General features: G+C 62.8%; 20 protein-coding genes and 1 pseudogene. 13 read left to right on the top strand and 8 right to left on the bottom strand.

Annotated elements, in window-relative coordinates:
• Positions 1–68: 68 nt before the first annotated feature.
• The 3 genes and pseudogenes from ribB to V1283_RS25155 all read left to right on the top strand — a co-directional run bounded on the left by ribB (position 69) and on the right by V1283_RS25155 (position 3,594).
• A complete protein-coding gene (ribB, locus tag V1283_RS25165) occupies positions 69–1,145 on the top strand; it encodes a 3,4-dihydroxy-2-butanone-4-phosphate synthase (protein ID WP_334389203.1) in 1,077 nt (358 codons plus the stop codon).
• Between the two features lie 173 nt (positions 1,146–1,318).
• A pseudogene (locus tag V1283_RS25160) lies at positions 1,319–2,534 on the top strand (acyl-CoA dehydrogenase).
• A gap of 133 nt (positions 2,535–2,667) precedes the next feature.
• Complete coding sequence (locus V1283_RS25155; protein WP_334389202.1) at positions 2,668–3,594, top strand: MBL fold metallo-hydrolase; 927 nt, start codon at positions 2,668–2,670, stop codon at positions 3,592–3,594.
• A 67-nt stretch (positions 3,595–3,661) separates the two neighbouring features.
• Here V1283_RS25155 and V1283_RS25150 read toward each other — a convergent pair whose 3' ends face one another.
• On the bottom strand, positions 3,662–4,510 hold the full coding sequence (locus tag V1283_RS25150) for a DUF1499 domain-containing protein (protein ID WP_334389200.1): 849 nt from the start codon (positions 4,508–4,510) through the stop codon (positions 3,662–3,664).
• A gap of 591 nt (positions 4,511–5,101) precedes the next feature.
• On the opposite strand from V1283_RS25150, the gene V1283_RS25145 reads away from it, so the two are divergent.
• On the top strand, positions 5,102–6,358 hold the full coding sequence (locus V1283_RS25145; protein ID WP_334389199.1) for a hypothetical protein: 1,257 nt from the start codon (positions 5,102–5,104) through the stop codon (positions 6,356–6,358).
• A 119-nt stretch (positions 6,359–6,477) separates the two neighbouring features.
• Here V1283_RS25145 and V1283_RS25140 read toward each other — a convergent pair whose 3' ends face one another.
• Positions 6,478–8,106: a fatty-acid--CoA ligase gene (locus tag V1283_RS25140; protein ID WP_334389198.1), complete on the bottom strand. Its 1,629-nt coding sequence runs from the start codon at positions 8,104–8,106 to the stop codon at positions 6,478–6,480.
• Positions 8,107–8,190: 84 nt separating this feature from the next.
• On the opposite strand from V1283_RS25140, the gene V1283_RS25135 reads away from it, so the two are divergent.
• Complete coding sequence (locus tag V1283_RS25135; protein ID WP_334389197.1) at positions 8,191–9,321, top strand: extensin family protein; 1,131 nt, start codon at positions 8,191–8,193, stop codon at positions 9,319–9,321.
• A gap of 43 nt (positions 9,322–9,364) precedes the next feature.
• Here the strand turns inward: V1283_RS25135 and V1283_RS25130 are convergent, their stop codons facing one another.
• Positions 9,365–10,054 (bottom strand): L,D-transpeptidase, encoded by a 690-nt coding sequence (locus tag V1283_RS25130; protein ID WP_334389195.1) that lies wholly within the window; start codon positions 10,052–10,054, stop codon positions 9,365–9,367.
• A 402-nt stretch (positions 10,055–10,456) separates the two neighbouring features.
• On the opposite strand from V1283_RS25130, the gene V1283_RS25125 reads away from it, so the two are divergent.
• Positions 10,457–11,434 carry a magnesium transporter CorA family protein gene (locus V1283_RS25125; RefSeq protein ID WP_334389193.1) on the top strand — a complete coding sequence of 326 codons (978 nt, stop codon included), beginning with the start codon at positions 10,457–10,459 and terminating at the stop codon, positions 11,432–11,434.
• A 128-nt stretch (positions 11,435–11,562) separates the two neighbouring features.
• Positions 11,563–11,781, top strand: coding sequence for a hypothetical protein (locus V1283_RS25120; RefSeq protein WP_334389192.1), 219 nt, complete (start codon positions 11,563–11,565; stop codon positions 11,779–11,781).
• A 180-nt stretch (positions 11,782–11,961) separates the two neighbouring features.
• Here V1283_RS25120 and V1283_RS25115 read toward each other — a convergent pair whose 3' ends face one another.
• Entirely contained in the window at positions 11,962–12,714 is a 753-nt protein-coding gene (locus tag V1283_RS25115) for an SDR family NAD(P)-dependent oxidoreductase (RefSeq protein ID WP_334389191.1), read from the bottom strand.
• A gap of 141 nt (positions 12,715–12,855) precedes the next feature.
• Entirely contained in the window at positions 12,856–13,497 is a 642-nt protein-coding gene (gene pdxH, locus V1283_RS25110; RefSeq protein WP_334389190.1) for a pyridoxamine 5'-phosphate oxidase, read from the bottom strand.
• A 122-nt stretch (positions 13,498–13,619) separates the two neighbouring features.
• Here pdxH and V1283_RS25105 point away from each other — a divergent pair, with 122 nt between their 5' ends.
• Both V1283_RS25105 and V1283_RS25100 read left to right on the top strand, forming a co-directional pair.
• Positions 13,620–14,027, top strand: a complete 408-nt coding sequence (locus V1283_RS25105; protein WP_334389188.1) for an RT0821/Lpp0805 family surface protein — start codon at positions 13,620–13,622, stop codon at positions 14,025–14,027.
• A gap of 130 nt (positions 14,028–14,157) precedes the next feature.
• A complete protein-coding gene (locus V1283_RS25100) occupies positions 14,158–15,117 on the top strand; it encodes a J domain-containing protein (RefSeq protein WP_334389187.1) in 960 nt (319 codons plus the stop codon).
• Between the two features lie 407 nt (positions 15,118–15,524).
• On the opposite strand, the gene V1283_RS25095 is transcribed toward V1283_RS25100, so the two are convergent.
• Both V1283_RS25095 and V1283_RS25090 read right to left on the bottom strand, forming a co-directional pair.
• Positions 15,525–16,295: an anti-sigma factor family protein gene (locus V1283_RS25095; RefSeq protein WP_334389185.1), complete on the bottom strand. Its 771-nt coding sequence runs from the start codon at positions 16,293–16,295 to the stop codon at positions 15,525–15,527.
• Positions 16,296–16,353: 58 nt separating this feature from the next.
• Entirely contained in the window at positions 16,354–16,842 is a 489-nt protein-coding gene (locus tag V1283_RS25090) for an RNA polymerase sigma factor (RefSeq protein ID WP_334389184.1), read from the bottom strand.
• 184 nt (positions 16,843–17,026) lie between these two features.
• Here V1283_RS25090 and fabI point away from each other — a divergent pair, with 184 nt between their 5' ends.
• From fabI to V1283_RS25070, 4 genes are all read left to right on the top strand, one after another.
• Complete coding sequence (fabI, locus tag V1283_RS25085; RefSeq protein ID WP_334389183.1) at positions 17,027–17,857, top strand: enoyl-ACP reductase FabI; 831 nt, start codon at positions 17,027–17,029, stop codon at positions 17,855–17,857.
• A gap of 12 nt (positions 17,858–17,869) precedes the next feature.
• Positions 17,870–18,469, top strand: coding sequence for a histidine phosphatase family protein (locus V1283_RS25080; protein WP_334389182.1), 600 nt, complete (start codon positions 17,870–17,872; stop codon positions 18,467–18,469).
• 199 nt (positions 18,470–18,668) lie between these two features.
• Complete coding sequence (aroC, locus tag V1283_RS25075) at positions 18,669–19,757, top strand: chorismate synthase (protein WP_334389181.1); 1,089 nt, start codon at positions 18,669–18,671, stop codon at positions 19,755–19,757.
• 175 nt (positions 19,758–19,932) lie between these two features.
• Positions 19,933–20,517 (top strand): hypothetical protein, encoded by a 585-nt coding sequence (locus V1283_RS25070; protein WP_334389180.1) that lies wholly within the window; start codon positions 19,933–19,935, stop codon positions 20,515–20,517.
• 114 nt (positions 20,518–20,631) lie between these two features.
• On the opposite strand, the gene V1283_RS25065 is transcribed toward V1283_RS25070, so the two are convergent.
• Positions 20,632–21,678, bottom strand: coding sequence for a hypothetical protein (locus V1283_RS25065; protein ID WP_334389178.1), 1,047 nt, complete (start codon positions 21,676–21,678; stop codon positions 20,632–20,634).
• Positions 21,679–21,682: the final 4 nt, after the last annotated feature.

Here is a 21,682-nt window from a genome sequence, read left to right as displayed (position 1 = left end):
TATTGACGCTGGCGCAGACCATTGAGTCCGGCTAATGCACTGGCTGCAAATAGCGAGATATTGGGAAAATGGCCGATACCATCCAGGAAGTTCTGCAAGCCTTTGCCAAGGGTGAACTCGTCGTCGTCACCGACGATGACGACCGCGAGGGCGAGGGCGATTTGATCGTCGCGGCTTCGCTCTGCACGGCGGAGAAGATGGCGTTCATCATCCGCCACACCTCCGGCATCGTCTGCGCGCCGATCACCACCGACGACGCCCGCCGGCTGCGGCTCGATCCGATGGTGGCGCATAACGAATCCAACCACACCACCGCCTTTACCGTTTCGATCGACTACAAGCCCGATGGCGGCACCGGCATTTCGGCGGACGAACGCGCCTCGTGCTGCCGCGCGCTCGCCAATCCCAATGCCGGCGCCAACGACTTTGCCCGGCCCGGCCACATCTTCCCGCTGATCGCCCGCGACGGCGGCGTGCTCTTGCGCTCCGGCCACACCGAGGCGGCGGTCGACCTCTGCAAGCTCTCAGGGCTTCCGCCGGTCGGCGTCATCTCCGAGTTGATGAACGATGACGGCACCGTGATGAAGGGCGAGCAGGTCGCGCGCTTCGCCGCCACCCACAAGCTCAAGCACGTCACGATCGCTGACATGATCGCCTACCGCCAGGCGCGCGAGAAGTTGATCGAGCGGGTTGCGACCTTTACCACCGACAGCCCGATCGGGCCGCTGCAGGGCTATGCCTATCGCTCGCCATTCGACGAGATTGCGCATGCCGCCTTCGTCTATAACGGCATCGGCGACGGCAAGAACGTGCTGACGCGGCTGCACAAGCCGAACATCGTCAAGGATCTCTTCACCGGCCAGGCGCGCATGCAGATCGTGCTGAACCATTTTCACAAGGCCGGCCGCGGCGTGCTGGTCTATCTGCGCGACGGCGCCGCCGGAGTTCCCGTCGAGCCGGTCGGCGAACAGAAAACCGCGGAGGCCGATCGCAATCGGCAATGGCGTGAAGTCGGCGTCGGCGCCCAGATCCTGCGCGATCTCGGCATCACCTCGATCGTCAACCTCACGTCGTCGGTGCACGACTACAAGGGACTGTCCGGTTTCGGCATCGAGATCGTCTCCAACGAAAAGTTGGAGGGATAGATCACCGTCATTCCGGGGCGATGCGCAGCATCGAACCCGGAATCTCGAGATTCCGGGTCTGGTGCTTGCGCACCATCCCGGAATGACGATCACCCAATCCATTTGCGCTTCTGCCGATAGCGCATTATTTTGTCGACAATTTCCATGAGGACTGTGATGCGAAAGGGATTTTCATGAGCGTGCGCCCTCAAGCCAAGGACAAGCCGGCGGCGGCTTCTTTCCAGTGGGACGATCCGTTCCTGCTCGACGAGCAGCTCACCGAAGACGAACGCATGATCCGCGACACCGCGCGCGCCTACGCGCAGGACAAGCTGTTGCCGCGCATCGTCAAGGCCTATCTCGAAGAGAAGACCGACCGCGAGATCTTCAACGAGATGGGCGAACTCGGTCTGATCGGTATCACGCTGCCGGAGGAGTATGGCTGCGCCAACGCGAGCTACGTTGCCTATGGCCTCGTGGCGCGCGAGATCGAGCGCGTCGATAGCGGCTATCGCTCGATGAACTCGGTGCAGTCGTCGCTGGTGATGTATCCGATCTACGCCTATGGCGACGAAACCCAGCGCAAGAAATACCTGCCCAAGCTCGCCACCGGCGAGTGGGTCGGCTGCTTCGGTCTGACCGAGCCGGATGCCGGCTCCGACCCCAACGGCATGAAGACCCGCGCCGAGAAGGTCTCCGACGGCTACAAGCTGACCGGCAGCAAGATGTGGATTTCCAACGCCCCGATCGCCGACGTCTTCGTGGTGTGGGCGAAGTCCGCCGCGCATGACAACCAGATCCGCGGCTTCATTCTCGAGAAGGGCATGAAGGGCCTGTCGGCGCCGAAGATCGGCGGCAAGCTGTCCCTGCGCGCCTCGATCACCGGCGAGATCGTGATGGACGGCGTGGTAGTGGCCGGAAGACGCGCTGTTGCCCAACGTATCGGGCCTGAAGGGTCCGTTCGGCTGCCTCAACCGCGCCCGCTACGGCATTTCCTGGGGCGCGATGGGCGCCGCCGAGGACTGCATGCACCGCGCCCGCCAGTACACGCTCGACCGCAAGCAGTTCGGCCGGCCGCTGGCGGCAACCCAACTGGTGCAGAAGAAGCTCGCCGACATGGAGACCGAAATCGCGCTGGGCCTGCAGGCCTCATTGCGCGTCGGCCGCCTGATGGACGAAGGCAAGATGGCGCCCGAGATGATCTCGATCGTCAAGCGCAACAATTGCGGCAAGGCGCTCGATATCGCCCGGGTGTCCCGCGACATGCACGGCGGCAACGGCATCCAGATCGAGTACCATGTGATGCGCCACACCGCGAATCTGGAAACCGTGAACACCTATGAAGGCACCCACGACGTCCACGCCCTGATCCTGGGCCGGGCGATCACGGGCATTCAGGCGTTTTCGTAAATCCTCGCACTGTCATTCCGGGGCGCGCCGAAGGCGCGAACCCGGAATCTCGATCCGTATCGTTCCATTATCTCGAGATTCCGGGTTCAGCCCTGTCGGGCTGCCCCGGAATGACGCCGGAGTGAAATTCTCAATGGCCGACAACGACGACATCCCGTTCAACCGCGACTTTCCGCTCAAGCCGGGCGTCGTCGATGAAGCCCGCCCAGGCGTGCGGCGTGTCCTCTGCAACAATCCGAGCGCGTTCACCTTCACCGGCACGGTCAGCTACATCGTGGGCAAGGGCAAGGTCGCGATCATTGATCCCGGCCCTGATGACGAAGCGCATGCCAAGGCGCTGCTCGACGCCGTGCGTGGCGAGACGGTGACGCATATTCTCGTCACCCACACCCATCGCGACCACTCGCCGAATACCGCGCGGATCAAGGCCGCCACCGGCGCGCCCGTCTATGCGGAGGGGCCGCATCGCGCCTCGCGGCCGCGCTTCGAGAGCGAGAAGCACAATCCGGAGTCAGGCGCCGACCGCGATTTCCGGCCCGACATCCAGGTCAAGGACGGCGACGTCATTGAAGGTACGGGCTGGGCGCTGGAAGCGGTCGCGACCCCGGGCCACACGGCCAATCATCTGGCGTTCGCGTGGCCCGAACGGAAGATCAACTTCGTCGGTGATCACGTGATGGGATGGTCGACCTCGATCGTCGCACCGCCGGACGGATCGATGATCGATTACATGGCCTCGCTGGCGCGGCTGGAAGCCCGCGAGGAGGATCTGTATTTCTCCGGCCACGGGCCGGAAATTCCGGAGGGGCCACGTTACGTCCGCTTCCTGACCCGGCACCGCCAGGCCCGCGAAGCCTCGATCCTGCATCGGCTCGCCAAGGGCGAGGCCGACATCCCGACCATGGTGCGCGCGATCTATATCGGCATCGACCCGCGGCTGACCAACGCCGCCGGCTATTCCGTGCTGGCGCATCTGGAAGACCTGGTCGCACGCGGGATCGTCGCGACGGACGGCGATCCGGTGATCGGTGGGAGCTATCGCTTGGCGAATGGCGAATAGGGAGTAGCGAATAGGGAAGGGGTCACCTGGCTAACCATTCGCTATTCGCCACTCGCCATTCGCCCTCTCACTTCTTCACCGTCTTCGCCGGGGCTTTCGCCGGCGCCTGCGGCTTCTTCTGCGCCGGTTTGGCGTTGTCGACGGCCGCGTTGATTTCCTCGATCAGCTTGGAGACGCGGGCGGCGTTGCTGCCGAGGTCGCTTTCGAAATAGCGCGAGGAGGAACGGATATCGACGCGCGATTCCTCGCCGTCGGGCGTGATACGGATCGAGACGTCCTCGCGAAATCCCATGATCGGCGTCCGCGCCACCGCCTCGATGCGGCCGATGCGGCGCGGCAGCTGCGGCGGCCGTTCGTCTATCACGAGCCATTTGCGCCTGGTGACCAGCGCCAGCGTGACCTCATAGGCCCGCTGCGGCGGGACTTCGAGTTCCACGGTCTCGATATCGGGATAGGCGATGCGCTGCTGTTCGGCCGAATAGAGTCCGGCATAGACCGCGGAGTTGGCGCCTTCGCCGCTGCGCAGCCGCGCCAGCGCCTCGAAGCGCGGCGGATCGATCGGATCGGTGGTGATGTCGTGGATCGGCGGGACCTTGCGGTATTGCAAAGCGAGGTAGGCCGGGTAGGCGAGCAGGGTGGCGTTGATCAGGAACGCCAGCAGGATCCGGCCCATGCCGCGCGACCCGTTCTGCCAGATCGCGGCAAACGCAGCGAAGCCGACCAGCATCGACAGCACGGCGCAACCAAGCGCGCCGAAAAAGGTCGCCAGCGCCGGCTTCATCTCCAGAAAGCCGAAACGGACGATGAGGATCGAGACCACCACCGCGACCACGGCGAAGATGGCGAGGTTGCGCGACCAGGTGGCGAGGCGGGACACCGGCTCCGACTGGTAGGGCGTTGAAAACCTTCGGGCCATCGGTAAATCTGCCGGGTTGGAGTCGGTCCGGGCGGGCGGGCCGGGCTGCAAACTCGCAGCTTGAGACCACGGCGGGGCGCGAATTTCAAGGTTCGCGCGCGATACCAGAGCCTTTTTCGGTTCTGATTGAATCCGAGCCGGGCTCCAGGTTCTTTGTTTGACGCGTTTTCCTGACTTGAACCGGGTGTCCGCCCCGGATCAAGGCCGGGGCAGGCTTTCGCTCGAAAACGCTAGTAATCAGGCCATGCACGCGCTGCGTGCAACCTTGCCGATTAACTATCCCTGTAAATTGATTATTAGTTGTATATTGAAGTCGATCCAACTTTCGTCTACCTCTCGCCTCCGGGTTGTCGTATTTGCCGCAACACGGGACTGTCCTGCACGGGACACGGCGAACCGCCAACCAAAAGGGAAACGGCGGGTGTCAGCCAGAAGCGCTGCAGGATGATCTCAACTCCCGGTCCTTGTTACTGGGCGGAGCCGCAAAGATGCGGTTGCGCCCATCCGGAGTTTCAGGGATCATCAACTTAGGGCGCAATCGGCATACGTCCGCGAGGCTGGTGGATAGCCTCATGGGGGCGAGTGTTCAGTATGAGTGATTCAAAGCACGATGGATATGTCGGTCCGAACGACCCGGCATATTATGCGCCGCGTGAGTTGAGGGAACGGACGAGCAGCGAGCAGCCGGGCACGATGCCCATCCAGACCGAGGAGTGGCGTCCGCGAATGCCGACGGAAGGACCGCCCTTGCAACCATTTGGCAAGCCTCCACGCCGCCAGGGTTCCGAAATGTTCACCAAAGCCGTAGCCCAGGCCATGCAGGAGGCGAGGGAAACGGCGCCGGTCGAAGTGCCATCCGTGCTGCGCGACCTGTCGGGGCGGCGCGCGCTGCTCCAGCAGGTCATCCGCTTCTCGATCGCGGTGGCGATCGCGGCAAGCATCGCGATGCTCCTCGTCATGGCCATTCCGTCTTCGCAACGCCCCGCCGGACAGGACAACGCCTCGCTTTCGGCCGTCTGGCAGTCGGTAAAATCGTCGGTGATGCCGGCGCCGCAGCAACAGCCGCCACAGAAGCGTACGGCGACCCTGGCCGTGCAGGACGGCAGCGGCCTCGCCAACGATCCTGTGCCGCTCGGAATTCACGTCGGCGCTCCGCCGCCCGGCGCGTTCGTATCCATCAATGGGCTGACGGCCGGCGCACGACTGACGTCCGGCAAGCGTACCGGTCCCAGCGAGTGGCGCGTGCCGGCGACGGAGATTTCCGGCGTTTCGGTCATTCCGCCAGACGGATTCGCCGGCCAGATGCTGGTCACGGCGGAATTGCGTGACGGTGACGGCGTGGCTCTCACCGGCACCTCCACGCGTTTGACCTGGACGGCAGCGCCAAGTGCAGCGCCAATCCTTGCCGCGGCGCCGCCAAGGGCCGCTGCGCCGCCGCCGGCTGTCGTATCGCCGCCGCCCGTTGCCGTGGCACCGCCGGTCGCCGTGGCGCCGCCGGTTGCCGTTGCCACGGCCGTGCCGTCGGCGATGCCGGCCCCGCCGCAGGCGGAGGTCGTGCGCAGCCTCGACGCTAGAGAAGTCGCTGCCCTGATCAAACGCGGACAGGATCTGCTCGCCGGCGGCGACGTCCAGTCGGCGCGGCTTTTGCTGATGCGCGGCGCCGAAGCGCGCGATGCGCGGTCAGCCTTGCTCGTCGGCACGACCTACGATCCGGCGCTGCTCAGGCAGCTCGGCGCCGATGGCCCGATGGCGGACGTTGCCCAAGCCCGCATGTGGTATCAGCGGGCAAAGGAATGGGGCGAGCCCGACGCGCAGCGCAAGCTGGAAGCGCTGGCGCTCTCGCGCTAGGGGATAAACGGCGGCCGATCCGGTCGGATTGAACCGGATCGTGAGCGATCTGCGCAGGCATGAGCTTCAGGAAGGCCGCTTTCCGTCGTGTAGAAAGCGGCCTTCCCGTTTTCAGGGCCTCACGCCGCCGCGTTCGGGAAGCGGTAGCTCTTGAACTGTTCGCGCAACGCGGTCTTCAGGATCTTGCCGGTCGCGGTGTGGGGAATGCCGTCGACGAAGGCGACGTCATCGGGCATCCACCATTTGGCGATCTTGCCGTCCATGAATTTCAGGATGTCCTCGCGCGTGGCTTTCTGGCCTTGCTTGAGCTGGACGATCAGAAGCGGGCGCTCGTCCCATTTGGGATGATAGACGCCGATCACGGCCGCTTCCGCGATCGCGGGGTGGGCGACCGCGAGATTTTCCAGATCGATCGACGAAATCCATTCGCCGCCGGACTTGATGACGTCCTTGGAGCGGTCGGTGATCCGCATATAGCCGTGCTGATCGATGGTCGCGACGTCGCCGGTGTCGAAGAAGCCTTCGTCGTCGAGGATACTGGCATCGACCTTGAAATAGGCCTTGGCGACGGCGGGGCCGGCCACCTTGAGGCGGCCGAAAGTCTTGCCGTCCCACGGCAGCTCCTTGCCGGCATCGTCGGTGATCTTCATTTCGACGCCGAACGGCGGATAGCCTTGCGTCTGCAGGATGTCGAGCCGCTCCTCGCCGGTGAGTTCGGCAAACGGCGGCTTCTGCGCGGCGACGGTGCCGATCGGGCTCATCTCGGTCATGCCCCAGGCGTGGCGCACGCGAATGCCCATGTCGACGAACGATTTGATCATCGAGCGCGGCATCGCCGAGCCGCCGCACACCACGCTTCTGAGGTGGGGCAGCTTCAGATTGCCGGCCGCCATGTGATTGAGCAGCATCAGCCACACGGTCGGCACGCCGGCGGTGTGCGTGACCTTCTCGGTGTCGAGCAGCTCGTAGACCGAAGCACCGTCGAGCTTGGCGCCCGGCATCACGAGCTTGGTGCCCATCGAAGGCGCGGAGAATGCGATGCCCCAGCTGTTGGCATGGAACAACGGCACCACCGGCAGCATTGTCTCGGCGGCGCTGGTGCCGAGAGCGTCGACATTGTTGGCCATCAGCCCGTGCAGCACGTTGGAGCGGTGCGAATACAACACGCCCTTTGGATCGCCCGTGGTGCCCGAGGTGTAGCACATCGCGGCTGCGGTATTTTCGTCAAAGTCCTTCCATTTGAACTTGCCGTCGGCTTCCGCGATCCAGTCCTCATAGGCGACCGCGTTCTTCAGCCTGGTCTGCGGCATGTGCGCCTTGTCGGTCAGCACGATGTAGCGTTCGACGCTCGGCAATTGATCGGCGATCTTTTCCAGGATCGGCACGAATGTGATGTCGACCATCACCACGCGGTCCTGCGCGTGGTTGATGATCCAGGCGATCTGGTCGGGGAACAGCCGCGGGTTGACGGTGTGGCAGATCGCGCCGATCCCCATGATGCCGTACCAGGCTTCGAGATGGCGCCAGGTATTCCAGGCGATGGTGGCGACGCGGTCACCGAGCTTGATGCCGTCGCGGTCCAGCCGTTGCGATACTTTCAGCGCGCGTGCATGAATTTCGGCGTAATTGGTGCGATGAATGGGACCTTCGATCGACCGCGTGACGACCTCTTGCGTGCCATGATACTTCGCCGCGTGCTCAATAATCCGATGGCAAAGCAAAGGCCAGTCTTGCATCAATCCGAGCATACGCACTTCCCTCCGATGGTTATTTGTTTTTCCGCACGATCCACCAAAGCACGAGCGGACCGGGCGTAAGATCATGGAATTGACATGAACTCTAGCGCGGAGAAAGCAAGCCGAAAATGGGCTAATGGCGCCTTTGGTCGCATCGGCGCGGCAATGGTTACCGCAACCTCGGCGCTGCTCCTGCTTGGCATGCCAATCGAGCCGGCCTTCGGAGCCAGGGCGTCCCGCTCGCCGTGGGATAACCTTTTCAGGGTGTCACCGCCAAAGGCGCGGGCGACAGTTCGCCACGCAGCGGTGCCGCTGCCGAAGCCCCGCCCGGCCGAGGCGCCTTCCGCCGGGCCGGCCGCGGAGGAGCAGCAGGCGGCTCCCCAGACCGGCAAGCCCACCGAACAGGCTGCGCCCGCAGCGCAGCCCACGCCACAGCCGTCGGCCTGCCGGCTGGCGCTGACTGACGCCATCGCCATCGCGCCCAGCATCCCCGACATCAAGGGCACCGGCGGCTGCGGCGGCGAGGATCTGGTGCGGCTGGAGGCGATCGTACTGCCGGACAAGCGGCAGGTTTCGGTCAAGCCGGCGGCCATCCTGCGCTGTAAGATGGCGGCAGCACTGGCCGACTGGATCCGCAGTGATATCGCGCCGCTGGCGGAGCGCCTCGGCAGCGCCGTCTCCAATCTCGACAATTTCGACTCGTTCGAATGCCGCGGCCGCAACCGCGTCGTCGGCGCGCAGCTTTCCGAACACGGCCGCGCCAACGCGCTCGACGTTCGCGCCTTCAAGTTCACCGACGGCAGCACGATCTCGCTGACCGACCGCACCGTGCCGCGGGGACTGCGCGAGAGCGTGCTGCATTCCGCCTGCACGCGGTTCTCGACCGTGCTTGGCCCGGGCTCGGACGGATATCACGAGGACCATATCCATCTCGACCTGATGGAACGGCGCAACAATTACCGGATCTGCCAGTGGGACGTGTGGGACCCGCTGCCGCAGAAAGCGCCGCTATTGCCGGCCGAGCGGCCCGACGAAGCGCCGCCGCGCGAGGTCGCCGCCAAGCCGGACGACGCCAAATCGGATGCCAAGTCTGGTGCCAAATCTGATGCGAAGTCTGATGCCGAGCCGGACGCTGAAAAATCGAATGCCGAAAAGCCTGACGAGGCCGAACCGCCGCGCGAGGAGAAGCGTGCAAAGAAAAAGCGCCGGCAAAACCGGCGCTCTTGATCTTCGACTGGGGTATCTTCGACTGCGGCGTAACCAGCGTCGGTCACTGCGGCATCGGGCCGCTGCTGCCGCCGCCCTGCAGCGCCATCTTGGAATTGTACGGCGAGTCGCCCTGCTTGGGTTCGAGCACGACAACCACCGTGCCCTGCTTCACCCGGCTGTAGAGGTCGATGACGTCCTCGTTGGTCATGCGGATGCAGCCCGACGAGATCGAGGCGCCGATATATTCCGGCTGGTTGGTGCCGTGGATGCGGAACAGCGTGTCTTTGTTGCCTTGGTAGAGGTAGAGCGCGCGGGCGCCGAGCGGATTATCGACGCCGCCGGGCACCGAGGCAGGCAGGCCTTCGATACGCTTGTGAATGTCGGCCGTGGGCGTCCATTTCGGCCATTCCGCCATGTTGCCGACGCGGGCGATGCCAGCGAAGGCGAGGGCTTCCTCGCCGACGGTGACGCCGTAACGGATCGCCTTGCCGCCGTCCTGGACCAGATAGAGGTAATGATTGTCGGAATCGACGACGATGGTGCCGGGCAGTTCCTTGCGGTGATAGTCGACGATGGCGCGGCGGAACGGCTCTGCCGGCGGCACGGCGGCATAGCGCGCCTTGGCGAGCTGGGCCTTGTCGTTCGGCTTGAGGGTGGCTTCAGGGGCGGCCTGATAGGTGGTAGCCGGCATGCAGCCGGACAACGCAAGGCCGACGGCGAACAACCCCAAGATTACTTTAAGCGACGACATGGCACAGTTCCAATCGACAATCTGGCGTTTCGCAGCAACAAATGTTGCACCAAAAACGCGACGATTCCATTAATCCCATTATCCGCAAAACGCGGCGGATATGCCAGCGTTTGCACGCTCGTTTCGCGCTGCGGAAGCGCGGCTGTGGCTTTTATGCCGCAAATTTTGCGACCTTTGGTTGTGTTCCGGGCAGGGGGTGCGCAGGGGCCGAATCTCGGCCACGCCGGGGCCACCGCGCGGCCACAAATGTGGATCGGCGGTTAATGCGCGGGTCATGAAGCGCTTGCCAGAATCGGGTTTAGTGCCGCTGGTGCTGGTAGCGTTTTCGGGCGAAGCAGGTACCGGTTCGCGTCCAGAAAACGCGTCAAGACGAGAGATTGCCGTCCTGTTCCGGAGTTGCCCATGTTTTCGGTGTTTGTTCCCTCCGAATCCTCCCTGAAGAAGCACCCGGTCACCGACCCGGCGCTGCTGCCGGACAATGCGGTCTGGATCGACCTGTTGAACCCGACGATGGCGGAGGACCGGGCGGTCGAGCGGCTGGCCGGGATCGCGGTGCCGACCCGGGAAGACATGCAGGAGATCGAAATTTCCAGCCGGCTCTATATCGAGAACGGCGCCCGGTACATGACCGCGACGCTGATGTGCCAGTCCGACACCGATATGCCGAGGACCACGGCCGTCACCTTTATCCTGGCCGGTCACCGTCTGGTGACGGTGCGCTACGACGAGCCGAAGCCGTTTGCCCTCGTTGAGCACAAGCTGGCCCGCTCCTGCCTGCCGGGAATATCGGGCGAAATGGTGCTGATGGAACTGGTCGATGCCGTGATCGACCGCTGCGCCGACATTCTGGAACGCGCCGGCGCCGAGGTCGATCAGGTCTCCCACGATATCTTCGAGCCCGAAAGCGCGCGCCATGGCCAGGCCAAGCGATATTCCCAGATCCTGATCGCGATTGGCCGCAAGGGGGATCTGGTCTCGAAGGTCCGCGAAAGCCTGGTCTCGATCGGCCGCGTGGTCACCTTCCTGTCCGCGGTGATGGAGGGCGTCAAATGGTCCAAGGACATGCGTGAGCAGCTCAAGACCATGCAGCGCGACGTCGGTTCCCTGACCGACCACGCCTCCTATCTTTCCAACAAGATCACGTTTACGCTCGACGCCATGCTCGGCGTCGTCAATCTCGAGCAGAACAACATCATCAAGCTGTTCTCCGTGATGGCCGTCGTCCTGATGCCGCCGACGCTGATCGCTTCGATCTACGGCATGAACTTCAAGGCGATGCCGGAACTCGAATGGGCGCACGGCTATCCGATGGCGCTCGTCATGATGCTCATGGCAGCGGTGCTGCCGTACTTCCTCTTCAAGTGGAAGAAGTGGCTGTAGTTAGCGGTTCCCTGCGGTTCCACACCTGCGAAGATGGGCTCAACTCCACCGCTAAAATTTGAGCAGTGGACTCAACGAATGATCGAAACTTGTCTGCGATAACTTGTATCTCAAGCCGCGAGGATCCCATGGTTGAGAAACTCATAATGTCGCCACGCAACGTCATCGATCTTGCGCGCTATCAGCAGGGCCGCGTCGTTGGCAAGGCGCAGGCGTTCTCGACGCGGCTTTGCCGGCACTGCGGTGCAGTGCTGGCGGACGGCGAGAACGAGGACGAGTGTTCGAGCACGTTCAACGTTGCCGCGACGACACTGTGCACGGCGCAACGAAAGTTTTACGCGGAGTGATGTTGCTTCCGCGAGCAAGAACCTCATTCCGAGGCGCGCGCGCTTGCGCGCGTCTCGAAGGATGGGCAGTGGCGTAGTGGCGTAGGATGGGTAGAGCGAAGCGAAACCCATCATTCATGCCGTTGACGACAATTGATGGGTTTCTGCGCTCTACCCATCCTACGAGATTACATCCTGCGCCTAAACGTGCTGGCCGCCGTTGATGTGGATCTCGGCGCCGTTCACATAGGAACTGGTTTCCGTACACAGCACGTAGATGATCTTGGCGACCTCGTCCGGCGTGCCGAGCCGGTGCATCGGAATCTGCTGCTCGACGATCTTCTCGGTGCCCGGCGACAGGATCGAGGTGTCGATCTCGCCCGGCGCGATCGAGTTGACGCGGACGCCGACGCGACCGAAATCGGAGGCCATTTCCCGTGTGAGTGAAGCCAGTGCCGCCTTCGAGGTCGCATAGGCGACGCCGGCGAACGGGTGCACGCGCGAGCCCGCGATCGAGGTGACGTTCACTACCGCGCCCCTGGCGTGCTTCAATTCCTCGATCAGTCCGCGCGCCATCATGATCGGCGCGAAGAAGTTGACGCGAAACACGTGGCTCCAGGTTTCGATATCGGTGTCCATGGTGCCGAGCCGGCCGCCGCCCGGGCCCTTCGGCGAAATCGCGGCGTTGTTGACCAGCGCATGCAGTTCGTCGTTCTCCAGCCGCCTTCGGATCTCGGAGATCGCACGCGTGGTGTCATCGTGGTCGGCGAGGTCGACCTCGATGTGGTCCTCCGGGCCCGCGCCCCACGGGCAGATCTCCGGAAAGGCATGCCGCGAGCAGGTGATGACGCGCCAGCCGGCCGAGGAGAACCGGATCGCGGTGGCATGACCGATGCCGCGGCTGGCACCGGTCAGAAGCAGCGTGCGCCGCGGCGCGTTGGATGAAGAGGGCATACGGGTTCTCTTGTTCTGCGTCATGCCCGGGCTTGTCCCGGGCATCCACGTTTTGTCTTGTCAAATAGAAGGAAGTCGTGGATGGCCGGGACATCCTACACGAAGACGCGCTTCGCGCTTATGCCCGGCCATGACGATCATTCAGGGATAGAGCCTCACCTTCGACCATGCACCGTCAGGCGCATCGCGGTGGAATTCGATGCGGTCGTGGAGACGGAACGGACGGTCGTGCCAGAATTCGAAACGCTGCGGCTCGATACGCCAGCCGCTCCACCCGGGCGGGCGCGGCACTTCGCCGATCATGTATTTGGCGGCGACCAGTGCGATCGCCTGCTCGAAGGCAAAGCGGCTCTCCAGCGGCTGCGACTGCTTGCTGGCCCAGGCGCCGATCTGCGCCTGCTTCGGCCGCGTGGCGAAATAGGCGTCGGCTTCCTCATCGCTCACCGGCGACACGTTGCCGCGGATGCGGACCTGACGGCGCAGCGACTTCCAGTGAAATAGTAAAGCCGCCTTAGGATTTGCGGCGAGTTCGCGGCCCTTCGGGCTGGCGATGTGGCTGTAGAACACGAAACCATCCGCATCATAGCCTTTCATCAGCACCATCCGGACGTCCGGCAGCCCGTCGCTATCGACGGTCGCCAGCGCCATCGCGTTGGGATCGTTCGGCTCGGACTTCACGGCTTCTGCAAACCACTCGGCGAACAGCGCAAACGGTTCCTCGGCCGCGGTAAAATCACCCGATGTTAACGGTGCCGGGTGTTTGATGGAGGTCGTGTCCGTCATGTCAGGAGTCCCAGTTGCGTCCGTTCGCGTCCCAGAGCGCGTTGCAGCCCGGTTACGGGCTCGCCCTATATAGGACATGGGGACGCGTTGGCCTATCGGCGATCGGGCCGAGCGGCGCGGTGATGACGTTGATTTTGATCGGTCTCGGCTCGGGCGGCTGCAGCCTGTCGCGCCCGGACGCCTACGCCAGGATGGACGCTGCCAACGTCACGGGTTCGCTCAGCAAGCAACCGGGCAGCCCGGCGGTGCCGACCGAGAGCGATCTTGCCTTTGCACGCACCGCGGCCTCCGACGTGCTGACCAAGGGCGACCAGGATTCCAGCCAGCCTTGGGAAAATCCGGAAACCGGCGCGCGCGGCTCGGTGACGCCGCTGTCGCAGGCCTATTCCGCGGACGACGGACGCACCTGCCGGGATTTTCTGGCAAGCTACGTCAACGGCCGCGCGGAAAGCTGGCTGCAGGGCGCGGCCTGCAAAGCCAGCCACGGCCGATGGGAAATCCACACGATCAAGCCCTGGACGAGGGGATAAAGCCTGAAAGGTTTTCAAGCGAAGCCTTTCGAGGTAGTTGCAAAAATGCAACTGGCTCCCCAGATGAAGCCAAAGCGGGCGAATTGCCCTAAGCTTCAACAACCGAATTCCCGTGAAGGAGACCTGACGGATGCGCGACCCCTATGAGGTCTTGGGGGTGCAGCGGGGCGCCAGCGCTGCGGCGATCAAGAGTGCCTATCGCAAGCTTGCCAAGAAGCATCACCCCGATAGCAACAAGAACGATCCGAAGGCGGCGGAGCGCTTTTCCGAGATCAATTCGGCCAACGAGATCATCGGCGACGAGGACAAGCGCAAGCAGTTCGACCGCGGCGAGATCGACGCCGAGGGCAAGCCGCGCTTTCAGGGCTTTCCCGGCGGCGACGCGCGCGGCCGCGCCGGCGGGCCGGGCGGATTCGAGTCCTACAGCTTCCGCACCGGCGGCGGTTCCGGCGGCGCGGGCGGGGCGGGCTTTGAGGATATCCTCAACAGCATGTTCGGCGGCGCAGCCAGGGGCGGACGTCCAGGCGGTGGCCGGACCTTTGAATTCGACACCGGCGGGATCGGCCTCGATCTCGATCTGAACGTCGCCATGACGGTGACGCTGGAGGAGGCGGTCAAGGGCGGAGAAAAGCGCGTTCGGCTGCCGACCGGCAAGGAGCTCAATGTCAGGATTCCGGCAGGCGTCGTCGCCGGCCAGCAGATTCGGCTGAAGGGGCAGGGCGAAACCGCGCCGGGCCACCCGCCGGGCGATCTCCTGATCACGGTCAGCGTCGCGCCGCATCCGTTTTTCAAGGTCGACGGCAGCGATTTGCGTCTGGATCTGCCCATTACGCTTTATGAGGCGGTGCTGGGCGGCAAGGTCCGGGTGCCGACGCTCGGTAGCGCGGTGGAGTTGTCGATTCCGAAAAATACTTCCAGCGGCCGAATTTTCCGCCTCAAGGGCAAGGGCTTGCCCAAGGCGGGGGGAACCGGGGACCTGTTCGTCACCACCCGAATTATTCTGCCTGACGGGAACGATGCCGAGTTGGAGGCATTGATGGATAAGTGGCGCGACGGCCACCCCTATAACCCGCGCAGCGATCTCGGCTGAGTCGAGTGATTCGGTCGCGATTCGCGGCGCAAAAACACGTGTCGAACTGTACGGGGCCTGGCAGGAATTTTTCAAAAAATGTGGCCTATTTCCTGAAAAACAAAGGGTTTTCTGGAAAAAGGGGCGGCCTCGAAAGGGGGACCAGCGCGGTACCAAACCCCGATCGAGGCCGCTTGCGCCGATCGGCGGATCGAACGCTACTCATTTTCGCGTGATCACCCGGTGCTTTAATGAGACGCGTCCGTGTTTTGATTCCAGATTTTCGATGTCAGAATTGGGACAAGAGCGTCTGACGTTGCCTAGCTGCCACTTTTCTTGTCTTAGGTGGATAGATCGAGGAGCAATCCGGCAACAAGCCGTCCGGTCGCACTGATCCCGGATATCGCTCCGATTCGCTCGGGCTGCAGCTAGGTCTTCTTCTCCATCTGGTCGTAGACGGCCTGCGCGATCTGGGTCAGCCGCCCCCGGTCGGCGCCGGTCGACACCACGACATAAACGACGCCGTCATCGGCCCAGAACAGCGTGCTTTCATTGCCTTCCACCGCGAATCGCATCTGCGTCGCCTCGGCGTCCGATTTTGCGGTGTAGATCGTGAAGCGTTCGCCGGAGGCGCTCTCATACATCATGAAGGATGCCGGACCCGCAGAACCCGGCAACAGCCGCCCGCCGACCAGCTTCAATCCGGCCCCCGCCAGCTCCGGCGCGCGGACAACCCAGCCGCAGCGCTTGGTCAGCCATTGCTGCAGATGGCTGCGTTCGCTACCCGGCACCTCGACGGGGTGGCGCACTTCCACCACGTAAAGCCGGTGCGCTTCGATCGCGTTCACCGTCAGATTCTGGAAGGGGGAGGGCCCTGCCGCAGCACCACGCGCGAACCAGCCGGCGCCGCCGCCTATGATGAACGCCGCCAGCGTGGCCGCGATCGCGCCGTAGACCCATTTGCGCGGCTGTCGCACCAGCCGCTCGATATCGAGCCGCTTCGGCACCGCCTCATCGATCACCGAATCGTACCTGGCATGCAGCGCTTCCGCCATCGCGCGCCACGACTGCACCCGCGCGGCATCGTCGGGATGCGAGGCGAGCCACGCCTCGACGTCGCTGCGGCGCTCGGCCGGCAGCTCGTTGTCGATGTAAGCATGCAGCTCGTCTTCGGTGACGGGAATGTTGCGATCGGTCATTGTCGTCGTCTCTGCCTATTCCTGGTCTGTCTGTGCATCACGCATGCCACTCGCATCTTCATTTCACCCGCCGCAGCGCCGTACGCTCGCCCTCGAGCGAAGCTTTGACATGCGCGCGTGCGCGGGCAAGCCGGGACATTACGGTGCCGATCGGCACGCCCTGGATGTCGGCGACCTCGCGGTAGCTAAGTCCTTCCAGCATCACCAGCAGCAGCACCGAGCGCTGTTCTTCCACCAGCGTCGCCAGCGCGCGGGCGATATCGCGACCCTCGGCCTCGGTGCCGCTGGCGTCGGCGTTGTTGTCGAGCAGCGGCATGAACTGCGGACGCCGCGCCAGCGACCGCCGCCGGTTCTTGTTCAAATTGGTCAGGATCGTATAGAGCCAGCTCCTGACGTCGCCGCCGAGAAACAGCCGTTCCGAACGCAACGCGCGCACCAGCGTATCCTGCACCAGATCGTCGGCGATGTCGGCATCGCGCGCGAGTGCGCGAGCGTAGCGACGGAGCGCCGGAATCATGGCTTCGACACTTTGACGAAACGCGGTCATTGACACCAGTTAACAAGGGTTGTCCGGCGCGAACGCCTTACCCAACATAACACCCAATCGAGGCGTCTATTCCGGTCATTGAGCCGCATGTCAAACAGCGTTAATCCGACAGGCGGATTTGGGCTCGACCCCGCCAGAGTGCTGGTGTACCTCCAAACTCCAGATGGCGCGATTGGAAGGCAAGATGTCGCAGAAGACAGGCCTGATGCAGGGGAAACGCGGGGTGATTCTCGGCGTCGCCAACAACCGCTCGATTGCCTGGGGCATCGCCAAGGCATGCCACGACGCGGGCGCGGAAATCGCGCTCACCTGGCAGGGCGATGCGCTGAAGAAGCGGGTCGAACCGCTGGCCAAAGAACTCAACGCGCTTCTGCTCGGCCATTGCGACGTCACCGATTCCGCCACCATCGACGCGGCATTCGACATGCTCCGGGAAAAATGGGGCAAGATCGACTTCGTGGTCCACGCCATCGCCTTCTCCGACAAGGACCAGCTCGATGGCCGTTATCTGGAGACGACGCCGGACAATTTCTCCAGGAGCATGCTGATCTCCTGCTATTCGCTGACCGCGATCACGCAACGCGCCGAAAAGCTGATGACCGACGGCGGCTCGATCCTGACGCTGACCTATTACGGCGCCGAGAAATGGATGCCGCATTACAATGTGATGGGCGTCGCGAAGGCAGCCCTCGAGGCCAGCGTGCGCTATCTCGCCGCAGACCTCGGCGAGAAGAACATCCGCGTCAACGCGATCTCGGCCGGGCCGATCAAGACGCTGGCGTTTGCCGGTATCGCCGACTCCCGCTATCTCCTGAAGTACAACGAGATCAACGCGCCGTTGCGTCGTAATGTGAGCATTGAGGAAGTCGGCGACAGCGCCTTGTATTTTCTTTCCGAGCTTGGGCGCGGCGTCACCGGCGAGGTTCACCATGTCGACGCCGGCTATCACGTCGTCGGCATGAAGCGTCCGGATGCGCCGGACATCTCGCTCTCCAATTCACTTGGCAAGGAATAGCCTGAAAGTCCGATGCCCGCGCCCGTGATCTACTACATCCGACATGGCGAGACGTCGTGGAACGCGGAAGGCAGGCTGCAGGGCGCGCAGGACATTCCGCTGAACGATCTTGGCCGCAGGCAGGCGGCCCATGCCGGGCGCGTTCTGGCAGACCTGCTGGCGCGCGATGGCCGCGACAAGGCCGCGCTGCCGTTCGTTGCAAGTCCGCTGCAACGGGCGCGGGCCACGATGGAATTGGTGCGCAGCGCCTTGAAGCTGCCGCCGGAAAAATATGCGCTCGACGACCGCCTGCGCGAGATCGGCTACGGCGTCTGGGAGGGTTCGACGCTGGCCGAGATGCAGGCCGCCGATCCCGTGCTCTATGCCAGGCGGCTGACGGCGAAATGGACGATGGCCCCGGAAGGCGGCGAGACCTATGCGGAAGTGCAGCACCGGATGCGCGACTGGTACGATTCCGTCGATAGCGACACTGTCGCCGTGGCCCATGGCGGCACCGCGCGGGCGCTGATGGTGGCGCTCGGCATCGAAACGCCGGCCAGCGCCGCCGACCTCCTGATCGAACAGGGCGCGGTCTACGTGTTCCGCGACGGGGGGTTGCGGAAATATAGCTAAGGGCATCGTCATTCCGGGGCGGTCCGTAGGACCGAACCTCAGGTTCGCAATTGCGAACCGGGGAATCTCGAGATTCCGGGTTCGATGCTTCGCATCGCCCCGGAATGACGGTTGCCGGTTTGGCCGGCGCGCGTTACGACACTGTTGACAATCAACACGAACGCAAATTGTTAACACGGACGAACGCGCGTAAGGCCCCATGTCCCACAACACCTTCGGCCACATGTTCCGGGTCACGACCTTCGGCGAAAGCCACGGGATCGCGATCGGCTGCGTGGTTGACGGCTGCCCGCCGCTGATCCCGCTGACCAATGAGGATATCCAGCACGATCTCGACCGCCGCCGTCCGGGACAATCGCGCTTCACCACCCAGCGCCAGGAGCCGGATGCGGTAAAAATCCTGTCCGGCGTGATGGCGCATCCCGAGACCGGCGTGCAGGTGACGACGGGGACGCCGATCGCGCTGCTGATCGAGAACACCGATCAGCGCTCCAAGGACTATTCCGAAATCAAGGACAAGTTTCGCCCCGGCCACGCCGACTTCACCTATGAGGCCAAATACGGCCTGCGCGATTATCGCGGCGGCGGACGTTCCTCGGCGCGCGAGACCGCCACGCGTGTCGCCGCCGGCGCCATCGCGCGAAAAATCCTGCCCGGCGTGAAGGTGCGCGGCGCGCTGGTGCAGATAGGCCCGCACAAGATCGATCGCGACAAATGGGACTGGGACGAGATCGCGCGCAATCCGTTCAATTGCCCGGACAAGGACAGCGCGACGTTCTTCGAGCAATATCTCGACGGCATCCGCAAGAGCGGCTCCTCGATCGGCGCTGTGATCGAGGTGGTCGCCGAAGGCGTGCCGGCCGGATGGGGCGCGCCGATCTACGCCAAGCTCGACGGCGAGCTGGCGGCCGCGATGATGAGCATCAATGCGGTAAAGGGCGTCGAGATCGGCGCCGGCTTTGGCGCCGCCGAATTGTCAGGCGAGGAAAACGCCGACGAGATGCGCACCGGCAATGACGGCACGCGATTCCTCTCCAACAATGCCGGCGGCGTGCTCGGCGGCATCTCGACCGGCCAGCCGGTGGTGGTGCGCTTTGCGGTGAAGCCGACCTCGTCAATCCTCTCGCCGCGCAAGACGGTCGATCGTGCGGGCGCCGACACCGACATCATGACCAAGGGCCGCCACGACCCCTGCGTCGGCATCCGCGCCGTGCCGGTCGGCGAGGCCATGATGGCCTGCGTGCTCGCCGATCACTTCCTGCGCCATCGCGGGCAAGTCGGCGGGTAGGGCCCGGCTAACGTATCTGATTTCGTACCGGGCGGGGTTGAGGGTCGTAGCATGTAGCAGCCAATCGCGCGCGTGCTGCCGCGCAAGACGGCGCGGATAAATGCGGGCACAGAGATACGGTAATTCTAGCATCTGCTGCTCGACGCAATGCGACCATCCTAGGGATACCAAGCTCATGTCGGAAGATGCAGGGCCTAGATGGACGGACGAAGACACTGAGGCGGTGTTCACGACTCTTGGCAAATATTGGATCATCTTTCAGTGGGTCGAATCCCTGCTCGATAAGCTCATGCTTCTCGCGTGGGGCAATGAGAATTGGACCGCCAGCCAGAAGAAGCTTGCGGGAATGTCAAATGTACAGAAGATTGAGTGCGTGGAATCGATGGTCCTCACGACGCCGGATTTCGCCCGGGTACACACCCGGCCTGAATGGGTCGCCCATTTCAAATCGATCATTGAAGCGCTCCACACGGAAAGGAAGCGCCGGAACTCCATAATTCACTCTCAAATACTCTTTGAATTCGCGGATAAGGGGCTTGGGCCGCCTTTGCTATCGATGCGGAAGAAGTCTGGTACTGATGATGAAAGATTTGAATCGTATTGGCTGTCAAAGGAATATCAAGACAAAATGCTAGCTGATCTAGGTGAGCTCGCTATGCAGATGAATTTTGTCTACGTGCAACTCATTCAAGACTTTCAAGCCGTGTCCCCCGACCAATCTGATCGGAACGGTCCGTCGGGCAGATTGACGTCAGCATAATCGCCCATCCTTCGTTGTTGCTGCGGCGGACTACGCCTTCGGCTCAATCCGCTCTTCGGCTCTCACTACTAATCCGGCTGCGGGCTGTTTGAACCTGCATGTTTGTTCCTAAACCTAGAGGCCCGTTCCGTGTATCCGTGCAATGCCTTCGTTCCCCGATTCCATGAGGGTTCGAAGAGTAGCCTTGTTCGGTGGATCGTTGAGGGGGAGGTGCATCGCTGGTCCCAACATAGCGCCGAACGCGTGGCGTTCGCCAGAAAAGCTGCGGCTGACTACGCCTCGGATAACGGCCCCGCCAGCGCCGAATATCGGCGCGCCGCTCATCTTGCCAGGGATTCTAGCTTTGAAGTCGAAGCAAGGTCCGGGCGTAGGGACGTCCTTCCGTAAGTGGTTTTGCGGGAAGATTTCCATCGCTTCCCCGATAGACGCGTAGAGGTCCATCGCGACGTCGTCGAAGGCCGCAACGCCGTTGGTGTTTTCAAGAGGAATATCATTCATCTCGGCATAGCCTAATGCATACGCAGCTTCACCCGGCACAAAAGGATTTAGCGACAGACCAAGAGGCTGATGTGCGGCGCCATGTGGCATCTCGGCAATTTTGCAGATCGCAATGTCGGTCAGATAGTCAAACTTATCCTTATCGGTGATCAGCGGGCTTTCCTTCCAAGCACCCCATAGCCAGAATTTTTCAAAAGGAAAGAATCTAATCCCGCGCGTTCCGTAGGCTGGACTGAGCGGGATGAAGACACCGAAATTCAGTGCCTCGTCGAGACGCAATTGCGGCCCCTCTCGCACCGCGCCATAGCCGCTGTCAAAAGGGTCCATCAGAACATGAGCTGCGGTTATCAAATAGCCCGAACAGCTCACAACAGAGGCGGTCCCGATACATCGAATAAAAGAGTCTTCCGCCTTCCACGCAACGACAGGAAGAACACTCTGTTGCATGAGAAAATTGGTTGTGCCGAACGAAGCAAAAACTTCATGGATATTTCGGCTCGGCGTCGTGGTCATAAGCTCCACAATGCCTTCAAATGTGAAATAGTCGCTATTGTAGCCTGGGCTTGGTTTTAATTCTAAAGCGTGAAGGCCAGTGACGCCCCAGCGGCCGTCCGGAAGCCTTGACCACAGGGATTTCAAAATCTCGATTGGCGGCTGAATCAATTTC

Source organism: Bradyrhizobium sp. AZCC 2262 (assembly GCF_036924535.1).
Classification (GTDB): Bacteria; Pseudomonadota; Alphaproteobacteria; order Rhizobiales; family Xanthobacteraceae; genus Bradyrhizobium.
This window is presented reverse-complemented; position numbering and strand designations above follow the sequence as displayed.